This is a genomic window from Stenotrophomonas sp. MYb238 (genome assembly GCF_009496535.1).
Classification (GTDB): Bacteria; Pseudomonadota; Gammaproteobacteria; order Xanthomonadales; family Xanthomonadaceae; genus Stenotrophomonas.
The window spans coordinates 54244-68130 of sequence record NZ_WIDL01000019.1 but is presented as its reverse complement, the minus strand read 5'-3'; the positions used below and the strand labels follow the sequence as shown (position 1 = coordinate 68130).

Sequence of the window (13887 nt, the reverse complement as noted above, 5' to 3'; positions counted from 1 at the left end):
CGGCAACGGCAACGGCAACGGCAACGGCAACCGCGGCAGCGTGCTGCGCTCAGGCACTCTCCGCCCGCGCCGCCACCAGCGCATCGTCGCGCGCATTGGCCCGCTGCGCCGCCGGCCGCTGCAGGTGCAGCCCGGCATAGGCCTCGAACCACGGTGTCGGCGCCAGTTCGCCGATGCGCATGTAGTAGCCGAGCAGCGCGGCCATGTACAGGTCGGCCACGGTGAACCGTTCGCCCACCAGATGCGTCCTGCCTGCCAGCGCGCCCTCCAGCGTGCGCATCAGGTCGGCCTCGTTGCCGTAGCCCGCCTCCGTCGACGGCGCCAGCGCACCGTGCCGGCGCGCGGTGATGAAGGCCTCCAGCGGGCCGGCGGCGAACAGCACCCAGCGGTAGCAGGCGCCGCGCTCGGGCGAGCCGGGCGGCGGCAGCAGGCCCTTTTCCGGCGCCAGTTCGGCCAGGTGCAGGCAGATGGCGGCGTTCTCGGTCACCACGACGCCGTCGTGGCGCAACGCCGGCACCTTGCCCATCGGATTGACGGCCAGGTATTCGGGCGCCTTCATCGTGGTGGCGAAGTCGAGGACCACCTCGTCGTACGGCAGGCCGGTTTCCTCCAGCATCCAGCGCGTGACGCGGCTGCGGGAGAAAGGATGGGTGTAGAAGGTCAACGTGGTCATGGCGGCTCCTGTATCGGGAGCCCGCAGTGTGCGCGGGGGCTGCTGACAGCCGCTGTCAGCAGTCGGCGCTGCGGCGTTGCCTGCGCTGGTCGCTCCAGCGCTTGAGCAGGCGGTGGCGCTGCTCGGGATAGCGCATGCCGGTGTCGTGCAGCGTCACCACGCGGTCGGCACGGAAATGGCGGAAGTCGCCGCGCATCTCGCACCACGCCGCCAGCAGGCGCACCTCGGCCAGGAAGGCCATGGCGAACGGCCAGATCATGCGTTCGCTGGCGCGGCCCTCGGCATCGCGGTAGTGGATGCGCACGGCGTTGCCGGCGCGGATCGCACGGCGCAGCGCCGGCAGCCACGGTTCCGGCTCGGTGGGATGCCACTGCGGCGCGTACAGGCCGCTGGTCTCCACCTGCAGGCGCAGGTCCTCGGGCAGCACGCCGGTGACCCGGTCCAGGGCGGCGCCGGCGGCGGCGGCCAGCTCCGGATCGGCATGCGAGGCCACCCAGCGCACGCCGAGCACGATGGCCTCCAGTTCCTCGGCCGAGAACATCATCGGCGGCAGCAGGAAACCGCCGCGCAGCTGGTAGCCGACGCCCGGATCGCCGAGGATGTCCGCGCCCTGCCCGCGCAGCGCGTCGATGTCGCGGTACAGCGTGCGCAGGCTCACCCCCAGCCGCTCGGCCAGCTGCGCGCCGCGCACCGGCGTGCGCCGCCGCCGCAGTTCGTCCAGCAGGTGCAGCAGGCGGGTGGCACGTTCGCTCATGCGGGATTCCGGGGTGTATCGATGGGCCGCCCGGAGTCTGGCAGATCGCGGGCGCCACGGCACCGCGCCCCTTGCGCTTTGCCAGCGCCCGCAACACATTGGCCTCCGGCAACCGCACCGGAGAGGCCCCATGTCGCTGCTGCTCTATGGCCACCCGTTCTCGTCGTACACGCAGAAGGTGCTGATCGCCCTGTACGAGAACGCCACGCCGTTCCAGTTCCGCATGCTCGGGCCGGACACGCCGCAGAACGCCGCCGAATGGCTGCGGCGCTGGCCGCTGCGCAAGTTCCCGCTGCTGGTGGACGGCGAACGCGGCGTGGTGGAGACCAGCATCATCATCGAGTACCTGCAGCAGGCGCACGGCGGGCCGGTGTGCCTGCTGCCGGACGACCCGGCCGCGGCGCTGGACGTGCGTTTCCTCGACCGCTTCTTCGACCTGCACGTGATGACCCCGGTGCAGCACGCGGTCGGCGGCGCGCTGAGCGGCGACGACGGCAAGCGCCGCGAGGCGCTGGCCACGGCGGTGGAACGGCTGGAACTGGCCTATGCATGGCTGGAGGAACAACTGGCCGGCCGGCACTGGGCATGCGGCGATGCCTTCACGCTGGCCGACTGCGCCGCCGCGCCCGCGCTGTTCTACGCCGACTGGACCCACCGCATCCCCGATACCCTTCCCGTGCTGGGCGGCTATCGCGCGCGCCTGCTGGCGCGCCCCTCGTTCGCGCGTGCGGTGGAGGAAGCGCGGCCATACCGCACGCTGTTCCCGCTGGGCGCGCCGGACCGCGATTGAGCCATCACCCGGCCCTGGCCGAAGCGCCGGAGCGCCCGGCTGCCGGCAAGCTCGATACGGACAGCCATAGAAAATCCCTATCGATCCGAGCGGATCATTCGATTTTCCATTTCATCACCCCGTCGCTATCGTCGTCGCAGGATGTTTCCCGAGCCAGCCAAGGAGCCCGCCGCCATGAGCAGCAACGACAGCAAACCCACCTGCCCCTACCACACCGCCCCCACGCCGGCGCAGGCCGCGCAGTCGCAGCGCGATACCAGCACCACCCCGCAGCAGAAGCACGGCGATGCGCCGGTCACGCCGATGACCACCGCCTTCGGCGCGCCGGTGGTGGACAACCAGAACAGCAAGACCGCCGGCCCGCGCGGCCCGCTGCTGATGGAGGACGTCTGGCTGCTGGAGAAACTGGCCAACCTCAACCGCGAGGTGATCCCCGAGCGGCGCATGCACGCCAAGGGTTCGGGCGCGTTCGGCACCTTCACCGTCACCCACGACATCACCCGCTATACCCGCGCGAAGCTCTTCTCGGAGATCGGCAAGAAGACCGAGATGTTCGCCCGCTTCACCACCGTGGCCGGCGAGCGCGGCGCGGCCGACGCCGAGCGCGACATCCGCGGCTTCGCGTTGAAGTTCTATACCGAGGAAGGCAACTGGGACCTGGTGGGCAACAACACGCCGGTATTCTTCCTGCGCGACCCGCGCAAGTTCGGCGACCTCAACAAGGCGGTCAAGCGCGACCCGCACACCAACCTGCGCAGCGCGCGCAACAACTGGGACTTCTGGACCCTGCTGCCGGAGGCGCTGATGCAGGTGACCGTGGTGATGAGCGACCGCGGCATCCCGCGCAGCTTCCGCCACATGCACGGCTTCGGCTCGCACACCTACAGCTTCACCAACGACGACGGCGAGCGTTTCTGGGTGAAGTTCCACTTCCACAGCCAGCAGGGCATCGAGGCATTGACCGACGCCCAGGCCGAAGTGCTGGCCGGCAAGGACCGCGAGAGCCATGGCCGCGACCTGTTCCAGGCGATCGAGCGCGGCGATTTCCCGAAGTGGAAGCTGTTCGTGCAGGTCATGCCGGAACTGGAGGCCGAGACCTACCGCATCCATCCGTTCGACCTGACCAAGGTGTGGCCCACGAGCGACTACCCGCTGATCGAAGTGGGCCAGTTCGAGCTCAACCGCAATCCCGACAACTGGTACCAGGACGTGGAGCAGTCGGCGTTCGCGCCGAGCAACCTGGTGCCGGGCATCGGCCCGTCGCCGGACAAGATGTTGCAGGCGCGCTTGTTCGCCTATTCCGACGCGCAGCGCTATCGCCTCGGCGTCAACCACCACCAGATCCCGGTGAACGCGGCGCGCTGCCCGGTGCACAGCAACCACCGCGACGGCGCCATGCGCGTGGACGGCAACTACGGCGGCTTGCCGCACTACGAGCCCAACAGCTACGGACAGTGGCAGGAGCAGCCGCAGTACCGCGAGCCGGCGCTGCGCATCCGCGGCGACGCCGACTTCTGGAATTTCCGCGAGGACGATGCCGATTACTTCAGCCAGCCCGGCGCGCTGTTCCGCAGCTACGACGCCGCGCAGAAGCAGCGCCTGTTCGACAACACCGCGCGGGCGCTGGGCGATGCGCCGGACTTCATCAAGCAGCGCCACGTGGACAACTGCGGCAAGGCCGACCCGGCCTACGGCGCCGGCGTGGCGGCGGCGTTGAAGAAGCTGGCGGAGATGCCGCCGGCCGATCCGTTCGCTCCGGCAAGGCCGGAGGCGAAGTTCCCCAGGGCCACGCCGGGCGCGGAGGACATCTCGCTCTGAGGCCGATGCGGTGGGGTGGTAACGCCATCCCACCGCATTCCGGCAGAGGCCGGCCGCGGGCCAACTGCGGCCCGGCGCGATCATTCCAGGCCCGCACGGCGCTACCATGCCGCTGTTCACCCACCGCAAGGACCACGCTCCGATGAGCCTCACCGACGATCTCCTTTCCCAACTGCAGGGCGCGCCGCTGCAGCAGGTCTCCCAGCAGCTGGGCCTGGACAGCCAGCAGGCCTCGGGCGCCATCGGCGCCGCGCTGCCGCTGCTGATGGGCGCGCTGGGCAACAACGCCGCCAGACCGCAGGGCGCCGAAGCCCTGCTCGGCGCGCTGCAGAACAACCACAGCGGCCTGGACATCGGCAGCGTGCTCGGCGCGGTGCTGGGCGGCGGCGGCAGCCCGGCCGCCAACGGCGCCGGCATCCTCGGCCACATCTTCGGCGGCAGCCAGGGCCGCGCCGAGGCCGGGCTGGCGCAGGCCACCGGCCTGAGCAGCGACCGCGCCGGCCAGCTGCTGAAGATCCTCGCCCCGATCGTGATGGCCTACCTGGCCCAGCGCATGTCCAGCGGCGGCCAGGCCAACGCCAGCGACCTGAGCCGGATCCTCGGCCAGGAGAAGCAGCATGTGGTGCAGCAGGGCGGCGTCGGCGGCGGCCTGCTCGGCAGTCTGCTCGACCAGGACGGCGACGGCCAGTTCGGCGTATCCGACCTGATCAAGCTCGGCAGCGGCCTGCTGGGCAGCGGCAAGCGCTGATCGGCCGCGCAGGTCGCGGTGCCCGCACCCCGGGACCGCGGCCTGCCACAAAGCACTGCGGATGCCTCCGGGCGGCGCACTGCTCCGCCCTTTCGCCGATGCGAATGCGAGGGTGATTTTGGAGTAAGACGGAGGGCGGCCTTTCCGGCAACGCGCGTGGACGGGCCGCGTGCGGCCTTGCCATAATCGCCGCTCCAGGAGATGGCGTTCCTCCTTCAACCGCAGCGATCCCCTGCTGCTGATGACGCCTGCAGACACCCGGCCAACGCCGGGCTGCAGGCGTTCGCGTCCGCGCCCCGTCGCTGGTCGGCCCGATTCCATCGAGCGGACCCGCCCCATGCGCCCTTTCCCCCGATCCGAACACCTGGAACTGCTGCCGTATATCGGCAAATGGTTGCTCATCGCCAGCACCGTGGCCTTGATGGCCGGCAGCGCCTCGGCCTTCTTCCTAGTCGCCCTCGACCACGCCACCGGCTGGCGCGAAAGCCATCGCTGGATCGTCTGGCTGCTGCCGCTGGCCGGCTTCGGCGTCGGCTGGATCTATCTGCGACTCGGCAAGGCGGTCGATGGCGGCAACAACCTGATCATCGACCAGATCCATGACCCCAACAAGGTCGTGCCGCTGCGCATGGCGCCGCTGGTGCTGGGCGCCACCGTGGTCTCGCACCTGTTCGGCGCCTCGGTCGGGCGCGAGGGCACGGCGGTGCAGATGGGCGGCGCACTGGCCGACCAGCTCACCCGGGTATTGCGCATCCGGCGCGAGGACCGCCGCATCCTGCTGATGGCCGGCATGAGCGCCGGCTTCGCTTCCGTGTTCGGCACGCCGCTGGCCGGCGCGGTGTTCGGGCTGGAAGTGCTGGCCATCGGCCGCATGCGCTACGACGCGCTGTTCCCGTGCGCGGTGGCCGGCATCCTCGCCGACCGGGTGTGCCTGGCCTGGGGCGCGCACCACACGCACTACGCGATGGGCGCGGTCGTCCCGGTCGGCCTGGGCAGCGTGAGCGCGGTGGTCGCGGCCGGGATTGTGTTCGGCCTGGCCGGCATGCTGTTCGCCACCGCCACCCACCGGCTCGGCGCGCTGGTCCGGCGCGCGATCGGCTACGCGCCGCTGCGCCCGGCCGTGGGCGGCCTGGTGGTGGCGGTCGCGGCATGGGCGCTGGACGCCTGGCAGTACCTCGGCCTGGGCATCCTCGGCATCGAGCAGTCCTTCCGGCAACCGGTGGCGCCGTGGGATTTCCTCGGCAAGTTCGGCTTCACCGTGGTGTCGCTGGGAACCGGCTTCAAGGGCGGCGAAGTCACGCCGTTGTTCTACATCGGCGCGACCCTGGGCAACGCACTGGCGCCGCTGCTGCACCTGCCGTTCCCGCTGCTGGCCGGCATCGGCTTCGTGGCGGTGTTCGCCGGCGCGGCCAACACGCCCATCGCCACCACCGTGATGGCGATGGAGCTGTTCGGCGCCGAGATCGGCCCGCTCGCCGCCATCGGCTGCATCACCGCCTACCTGTGCTCGGGCCATACCGGCATCTACCACGCCCAGCGCATGGGGCAAGGCAAGCACCGCCGGCACCGCGACGCCGTGCCCGAAGGCCTGCGCATCGCCGAGCTGGCGCAGTACCGCCGGCGGAAGGACGATCCCGCCGACAAGGCCGGGCCTTCCGGCGAGGACGCCGCACCATGAACGCCGCACCATGAACGCCTGCGCCGCGGCTGATTTCGCGACCGTTGCCACGGCCAAGGCGGCACACCGCCGGCGACGGCGCGCAAGGCGGCGCGCGGCTACAGCGCGTCGATGTCGCCCAGCGCGCGGATCAACCGGCGCGCGCGCTTGTCCGGCTTGTGCTCCGGCGGCAGGTAACCGTCGCGGGCCGCGGCGCGCTGCAGGCGCTGTTCCTGGCGCGCCCTGCGCGAGGCCTCGGTCTCGGCGTACAGCGCCTGCGCCACCGGCGCCGGTCCGCGCGTGTCGCTCAGGCCCAGCACGCCGATCTCGAACGTCTCCTCGCCGCGCTGCACGCGCAGCGCATCGCCGACGCGGACCGCGCGCGAGGATTTCGGGCGCTGCCCATCGATCTCGACCTTGCCGGTCTCCACCGCGTGTTTGGCCAGGCTGCGGGTCTTGAAGAAGCGCGCCGCCCACAGCCAGACATCCAGGCGGACGGCGGCCACCGGCGCGTTTTCCGTTTCAGTCATGCTTTTTCCTGAAATCCACGTCCATCGCATCCTTGCGCGGCTGGCCGATGGTCCAGTTCAGGCTGTCGTCGGGATTGCAGCGGCGGCTGCGCGCCGAAGGTACGCCGCCCTCGTGGCGCGCGTCGGCGCGCTCGCCGCCGACCAGGCAATCGGCGCGGTCGGCCGGGCGCACGCCGGCGTCCATCAGCCGCTCGGAGCTGGCGCAGGCCGACAGGCCCAGCACCACCAGCGCGCCACACAGCGGTTTCAGCATTGCCGCTTCTCCCTTGGATGCATGCAGGTCATCGTAGCGGCACCTGCAACCCTCGTCACAGCGGCGATGCTACTGTCCGCATTCAGCCATCGACCCGCGCCCATGACCGCCGCCGCCCCCCCGACCCGTTCGCTGACCGAAGGCCCGATCGGGCGCAACCTGCTGCTGTTCGCCCTGCCCATCCTGGCCGGCAACATCGCCCAGTCGCTCAACGGCTCGGTCAACGCGATCTGGGTCGGCAAGTTCCTGGGCGAGGCGGCGCTGACCGCCACGGCCAACGCCAACAACATCATGTTCTTCCTGATCGGTTCGGTGTTCGGCATCGGCATGGCCGCCACCATCCTGATCGGCCAGGCGATGGGCGCGCGCGACGTGCCCCAGGCGCGGCGGGTGATGGGCACCAGCGCCACGTTCTTCATCGGCATCTCGGTGCTGATCGCCATCGCCGGCTGGTTCATGGCGCATCCGCTGCTGGCGGCGATGGGCACGCCGGCGGTCTCGCTGCCGCTGGCCGAGGCCTACCTGCGCATCATCTTCCTGGCCACGCCGACGCTGTACGCCTTCGCCTTCCTCAGCGCGGCGCTGCGCGGCGCCGGCGATTCGCGCACGCCGTTCCGCTTCCTGCTGCTGTCGGTGGCGCTGGACATCGTGCTCAACCCGCTGCTGATCTTCGGCATAGGCCCGTTCCCGCAGCTGGGCATCGCCGGCGCGGCGTGGGCCACGCTGCTGGCGCAGTCGCTGTCGCTGCTCGGCCTGCTGGCCTACATGCGCCACCGCGGCCACGTGCTGTGGCTGGGCCGCAAGGACATGGCGCTGTTCCGCATCGACCTGGCCATCCTCCGCGCGCTGGTGGTCAAGGGCGTGCCGATGGGGCTGCAGATGGTGCTGATCTCGCTGTCGATGATCATGCTGATGACCATGGTCAACGACTACGGCACCGACACCGCCGCGGCTTACGGCGCCTCGCTGCAGCTGTGGACCTACGTGCAGATGCCGGCCATGGCGATCGGCGCGGCGTGTTCGTCGATGGCCGCGCAGAACGTGGGTGCGCGCCGCTGGGACCGGGTGCGCGGCACCGCGCGCAAGGGCGTGCTGTTCAACTTCCTGCTCACCGGCGTGCTGATCCTGCCGCTGATCCTGCTGGACCGGCATTCGCTGGCGCTGTTCCTGCCCGACGGCAGCCAGGCGCTGGCGGTGGCGCGGCACCTGAACCACATCGCGGTGTGGTCGTTCCTGTTCTTCGGCGTGAGCTTCGTGATCTCCGGCGTGGTGCGCTCCACCGGCGCGGTGATCGCGCCGCTGCTGATCCTGGCCGCCTCGCTGTGGGGCGTGCGCGTGCCCTTCGCCGAACTGCTGCAACCGTACTGGGGTGCCGACGCGATCTGGTGGAGCTTCCCGGTCAGTTCGCTGGTGTCGATGCTGCTGTCGCTGGCCTATTACCGCTGGGGCGGCTGGCGCAAGGCGACGATGATGGCCGCCCCGCCGCATGCCGCGGAACTGGCGACGCCGGCCGAAGTGCCGGCGTGCCCGCCATCGCCGGTGGCCGACGCGGACGCCGAGGCCTGAAAAGATGGCCTCACCCACCGTAGGAGCGGCTTCAGCCGCGAACGGGGCCTTCGTCGGGAAAGCCTGGTCGCGACTGAAGTCGCTCCTACGGGAATGTGGCGGAAGTGCCGGCATGTCCGTCATCGCCGGTGGCCGACGCGGGCGCTGAGGCCTGAAGACTTGCCTCACCCACCGTAGGAGCGGCTTCAGCCGCGAACGGGGCCTTCGTCGGGAAAGCCTGGTCGCGACTGAAGCCGCTCCTACGGGAATGTGGCGGAAGTGCCGGCGTGTTCGTCATCGCCGGTGGCCGACGCGGGCGCCGAGGCCTGAAGACTTGCCCCACCCACCGTAGGAGCGGCTTCAGCCGCGAACGGAGCCTTCGTCGGGAAAACCTGTCGCGGCTGAAGCCGCTCCTACGGGAATATGGCGGCAGTGCCGGCGTGCCCGTCATCGCCTGTGGCCGACGCGGGCGCTGAGGCCTGAAGACTTGCCCCACCCGCCGTAGGAGCGGCTTCAGCCGCGAACGGGGCCTTTGTCGAGAAAGGCCCTGTCGCGGCTGAAGCCGCTCCTACGGGGTGGCGAGAGGTGCTTCAGTAGCTGCCGTCGAAGGCGAAGATCGGCTTGCGCTGCTGCCACAGGCCGCCGGTGAAGTCGGGGAACGCCAGGGTCTGGAAGCCGTTGGCGATGGACTGTTCGGACAGCGGCGTGATCGCGCTCCAGGTCACCGCGTCGAAGATGTCGATCGGCATAGGCGCGCGCGCCTTCAGCGCCTCGACGAAGGCGTGGATCACGAACCAGTCCATGCCGCCGTGGCCGGCGCCGGCGGCGGTGTCGGCGTGCTGCTTCCACAGCGGATGTTCGTACCGGTCCTGGTAGGTCTTGAAGTCCTCCCACTCGTGCGGCGGGCTGCGGCCCTCGATGTGGATGCCGTGGTTGAGGTCCATCCACAGGCCCTTGGTGCCCTGCACGCGGAAACCCAGCGAGTACGGGCGCGGCAGCGAGGTGTCGTGCTGCAGCAGGATGGTCTCGCCGTTGGCGCAGGCCAGCGTGGTGGTGACGATGTCGCCGAGCTTGAACTGCACCTTCGTGCTCGGATGCGTGGTGCCGCCGCTCTTGGCCACGGTGTAGTCGTGCAGCCCGCGCGCCTTGCTGGCGAAGGCGTTGATGTGGGTGAAGCGGTTGCCGCGGTTGATGCCGGTGTACATCGCGCACGGGCCGATGCCGTGGCTCGGGTACAACTCGCCGTTGCGCCTGACCGAATGCTCGGTGCGCCAGCGCGCCTCGGACCAGCCCCTGGGCCCGAACTCGACGCCGCTGCCGTAGGGATGGTCCGGATCGCCGTCGTTGAACTTCACCGCGCGCAGGTCGTGCTGGTAGCCGCCCTGCAGGTGCACCAGTTCGCCGAACAGGCCCTCGCGCACCATCTGCAGCGCCGCCATCACGTCGCGGCGGTAGCACACGTTCTCCAGCAGCATGTACGGCGTGCCGGTCTGCAGTTGGGTGTTGAGCACGTCCCAGTGGTCCTGCAGGGTGATGCCGGCCACCACTTCGCAGCCGACCGCGACCTTGGCCTGCATCGCGGCGATCGCCATCGGCGCGTGCAGTTCCCACGGCGTGGCGATGACCACCCCGTCCAGGCCGCGCTGTTCGAGCAGGCGCTTCCAGGCGTTGGCGTCGCCGTCGGCGCCGTAGGTCCTCGGCGCCGGCTTGCCGGCCTTGGCGACCATGGCGGTGGCGCGGCCGAGCATGATCGGCTCGATGTCGCACAGCGCCACCACGTCCACGTCGTCGCGGCGCAGCAGCTCCTTGAGCAGCACCTGGCCGCGCATGCCGGTACCGATCATGCCCAGCCGCACCTTGCGGCCGCGCGCCCAGGCCGGGGTATCCGGCAACAGGCTGGTGGCGGCCAGCGCCGCGCCGGCCAGGATGAATTCCCTGCGTTTCATTGCATGTCCTCTTTCACTTGGAATCGCGCCCGTCGCGGCCTGCATGGCGTGCCGCGCGGGCGAAGCGGCGTCCTCCCCTTCATGCCATGCACGCAGGGGAGGACGCAACGGTCCTGCATCAGAACCGGTAGGTGGCCGTCACGCTGTAGATGCGGCCGAAGTTGTTGGTGTAGCCGGGGAAGTTCATCCAGTCGTTCGGGTCGTAGAACGGCAGGCGGTTGAACAGGTTCTTCACCGTCACGCCCACGCTCAGCTTCTCGATCGGCCGCCAGTTCACGCTCAGGTTGGCCGTCCACCACGAAGGCGCGCCCTCGCACTGGCTGGGCGACGCATCGACATAGCTGCCGGTGCACGTCTCGGCGTTGTTGTCCTCGCCATCGACCCGGTCGTACGCCCACTTGGTGCCGCCGACGTAGTTGACGTAGAAGCCGGTGTCCCAGTTGCCGTAGGTCCAGTTGGTGTTGAACGTGGCGCGCAGGCGCGGGTTGTTGTAGTAGCCGACGACATTGCCGTAGTACCAGCCGTCGGCGTCGTCGGAGTTGTACATGTTGCGGTTGGCGATGGTCGCGGCCACGCCGATGTTCAGCCGGCCCCACTCGCCCAGGTCGAAGCGGCCGCGGGCGTCCACGTCCAGGCCGTCGATCAGGGTGCGGCCGCGGTTCTTGTACTGGCCGATGACGCTGGCCACGTTGCCGGTGCTGTAGCCCGGCAGGGTGGACGGGCAGGCCACGCCGCTGGCCGGGTCGGCGCACATGCGGGCCAGCGCGGCCAGGTTGGCCAGGTCGGTCTCGGTGATCGGGAAACGCGTCATCGCGCTGATCTCTTCCGGCTTGCTGTAGTCCGGCGCGACGATCTCGTTGCGGCGGTACACGAACCAGTAGTCGGCCGACACCGACAGCCAGTCGGTCGGCTCGAGCACGAAGCCCAGCGTCGCGATCTTGGCCTTCTCCGGCTTCAGGTCCGGGTTGGGCTGGGTCATGCGCGCCACGTTGCGGCTGCAGTCGCTGTTCCACAGGCTGTTGCCCAGGTCCTTGTCGACCGTACGGCTGGACTGGCGCAGCAGGCCGGCGATCGCGTTGGTCTCGGCGCAGCGGGTCTCGTCGCGGTAGCCGCCGATCTGCGCGTACACGCCGCCGGTGCCCGACTCGGCCAGGCTCGGCGCACGGAAGCCTTCCGAATAGGTGCCGCGCAGCAGCAACTGCGGCAGCGCCTGGTACTTCAGGCCGACCTTCGGCGCGAGGTTGGCGCTGAAGTCCGGGTACTTGTCCAGGCGCAGCGCGGCGTCCAGTTCCAGCTTGTCGGTGAGCGGGGCCACGGCTTCGGAGAACAGCGCGTAGGTGTTGCGCTTGCCGTCGAACCAGGAGCCGCCCTGCTGGGTGATCAGGCCGTCGGCGGCGTCCTGGTTGCCCGGCGTATAGAAGGTCTCGCGGGTGGCGTTGAAGCCGAACGCGGCGCGCACCTCGCCGGCCGGCAGCTTGAACAGCGGGCCTTCGACCTTGCCGTCCAAGGTGTGCAGGCGCGTCCACGACTGGATGTCGAAGGTCGGGAACGCCTCGCGGATCAGCGCGGCGTTGGCCTCGCTGAGCTCGCCGAACTTGTACGCCGGATGGTCGGAGATGATCACCCGCCCGGTGCCCGGGTCGATCGTGTACGGGCCGAAGGCCTTCTCGAAGCCCTTCAGGTTGACGTTGGTGGTCTGGTAGGTGACCGAGTGGGCGCCGGCGGTGGCGAAGGCGGTTTCCCAGCTCCAGTCGCTGTCGCCGAGGCTGCCGCGCAGGCCGGCCAACGCGCGATAGCTCTTGTCGGTGTTGCGCTGGCCGAAGTGGTTGCCGCCCACGTCCTGCAGCAGGTAGCTCAGGCCGACCACGCCGCCCATCAGCGCCTTCATCTCAGGGCTGGCGTGGTTGTACTCGTTGTTCGGACCGAGCCACGGGGTCAGGAACTGGTTGACGGTGTTGCCGGTATTGCGCGAGAACCAGCTCTGCGGGTTGCCGGTGGTGGTGCCGTAGGCGCGCGGGGTGCCGCCGTTGGCGCGCAGGTCGATGTCGGTATAGGTCACCTCGGCGAACGCCTCGGTGGCGTCGTTCACCTGGAAATGGCCGTTGACGTAGGCGGTCACGCGCCGGGAATCGGCGCCGCCGTTGATCTGGCGGTTCATCCACGTCTGCCAGATGCAGCGGGTACCGGTGGCCACCTGCAGCACGTTCTGGCAGCCCGGCGCGGCCTCGTCCACGCGCGCGTTGGTCACCGGGTCGATGGCGTAGTAGTAGCCGGGGTTGAACACGCCCGGCGCGCTGCCGGTGTCCAGGCGCAGGTTCTTGATGTAGTCCGGATTGTTGACGTAGAACTGCGCCGGGTTCTTGTCGTACCACTCGCTGTCGGGGATGCCGTTGCGCTCGTACAGGTTGACGCTGGCGTAGACGTTGTAGCGGTCGGTGGACAGGTCGCCGAAGCCGCCGGTGATGCTGGCCTGCTTCTCGCCGAAGGAATCGAAGCGCGGCGCGGTGTCCCAGGTGCCGCTGACTTCCAGGCCCTGGTAGTTGTTCTTGGTGATGACGTTGATGACGCCGGCCACCGCGTCGGTGCCGTACACGGCCGAGGCGCCGTCGGTCAGCACCTCCATGCGCTCGATGGCGGCGGCGGGAATCGCGTCGATGTTGACGAACTGGGTCTGGAAGCCTGACGGCGCGCCGTAGTACGACAGGCGGCGGCCGTTGAGCAGCACCAGCGTGCCCTGCGGGCCGAGGCCGCGCAGGTTGGCCTGCGAGGCGCCGTCGGAACCGGTGAACAGCGATTTGGAATCCACCTGCGCCGGGCGCGCGGCCGGCAGGTTGTCCAGCACCTGCAGCAGGGTGCGGGCGCCCATGTTCTGGATGTCCTGCTTGCTGATGACCTGCACCGGCGAGGCGGTCTCCACATCGGTGCGGCGGATGTTGGAACCGGTGACCTCGACGCGGGCCAGCTCGGTGGTCTTGTCCTTGTCTTTGTCCTTGCCGGCATCCTGCGCGAGCGCGGGCGCGGCGATGGCGATCAGGGCGCTGGCCACGGCCAGCGACAGCGGCGTGATCAGGCAGCGGTTGGGATTGCGGCGGGCTGGCAACATCGGGGTTCTCTCCTGGCGGTGACGCACGGAACAGCGGATGGCGGGCATGGCGATCCCGTTCCACGGCCGC

The 13887-nt window shown here is 69.7% G+C and carries 11 protein-coding genes and 1 riboswitch; of the genes, 5 read left to right on the top strand and 6 right to left on the bottom strand.

The window, feature by feature from the left end; genetic code table 11:
- Positions 1-49: 49 nt before the first annotated feature.
- A complete protein-coding gene (locus tag CQ393_RS13260; protein WP_153192025.1) occupies positions 50-673 on the bottom strand; it encodes a glutathione S-transferase family protein in 624 nt (207 codons plus the stop codon).
- A gap of 55 nt (positions 674-728) precedes the next feature.
- Complete coding sequence (locus tag CQ393_RS13255) at positions 729-1427, bottom strand: YafY family protein (protein WP_153192024.1); 699 nt, start codon at positions 1425-1427, stop codon at positions 729-731.
- Positions 1428-1557: 130 nt separating this feature from the next.
- Between CQ393_RS13255 and CQ393_RS13250 the strand changes: the two genes are divergently transcribed.
- The 4 genes from CQ393_RS13250 (at position 1558) to CQ393_RS13235 (ending at position 6461) form a co-directional block, all read left to right on the top strand.
- Positions 1558-2217 carry a glutathione S-transferase family protein gene (locus CQ393_RS13250; protein ID WP_153192023.1) on the top strand — a complete coding sequence of 220 codons (660 nt, stop codon included), beginning with the start codon at positions 1558-1560 and terminating at the stop codon, positions 2215-2217.
- Between the two features lie 303 nt (positions 2218-2520).
- Complete coding sequence (locus CQ393_RS13245) at positions 2521-4035, top strand: catalase (protein WP_194269670.1); 1515 nt, start codon at positions 2521-2523, stop codon at positions 4033-4035.
- Between the two features lie 142 nt (positions 4036-4177).
- On the top strand, positions 4178-4783 hold the full coding sequence (locus tag CQ393_RS13240) for a DUF937 domain-containing protein (RefSeq protein ID WP_153192042.1): 606 nt from the start codon (positions 4178-4180) through the stop codon (positions 4781-4783).
- 188 nt (positions 4784-4971) lie between these two features.
- A riboswitch (Fluoride riboswitch) is annotated at positions 4972-5041 on the top strand.
- 79 nt (positions 5042-5120) lie between these two features.
- Complete coding sequence (locus CQ393_RS13235; RefSeq protein WP_153192021.1) at positions 5121-6461, top strand: voltage-gated chloride channel family protein; 1341 nt, start codon at positions 5121-5123, stop codon at positions 6459-6461.
- A 98-nt stretch (positions 6462-6559) separates the two neighbouring features.
- Here CQ393_RS13235 and CQ393_RS13230 read toward each other — a convergent pair whose 3' ends face one another.
- Both CQ393_RS13230 and CQ393_RS13225 read right to left on the bottom strand, forming a co-directional pair.
- The gene (locus CQ393_RS13230) at positions 6560-6970 is read right to left on the bottom strand and encodes an RNA-binding S4 domain-containing protein (RefSeq protein ID WP_153192020.1); all 411 of its coding nucleotides are present in this window, start codon (positions 6968-6970) and stop codon (positions 6560-6562) included.
- The gene (locus CQ393_RS13225) at positions 6963-7223 is read right to left on the bottom strand and encodes a hypothetical protein (protein ID WP_153192019.1); all 261 of its coding nucleotides are present in this window, start codon (positions 7221-7223) and stop codon (positions 6963-6965) included. The genes CQ393_RS13230 and CQ393_RS13225 overlap by 8 nt, the downstream gene beginning before the upstream one ends.
- Positions 7224-7325: 102 nt before the next feature.
- On the opposite strand from CQ393_RS13225, the gene CQ393_RS13220 reads away from it, so the two are divergent.
- Entirely contained in the window at positions 7326-8789 is a 1464-nt protein-coding gene (locus tag CQ393_RS13220; protein WP_153192018.1) for an MATE family efflux transporter, read from the top strand.
- Positions 8790-9358: 569 nt separating this feature from the next.
- Here CQ393_RS13220 and CQ393_RS13215 read toward each other — a convergent pair.
- Positions 9359-10714, bottom strand: a complete 1356-nt coding sequence (locus CQ393_RS13215) for a Gfo/Idh/MocA family oxidoreductase (RefSeq protein WP_153192017.1) — start codon at positions 10712-10714, stop codon at positions 9359-9361.
- Positions 10715-10832: 118 nt separating this feature from the next.
- Positions 10833-13817 carry a TonB-dependent receptor gene (locus CQ393_RS13210; RefSeq protein ID WP_153192016.1) on the bottom strand — a complete coding sequence of 995 codons (2985 nt, stop codon included), beginning with the start codon at positions 13815-13817 and terminating at the stop codon, positions 10833-10835.
- Positions 13818-13887: the final 70 nt, after the last annotated feature.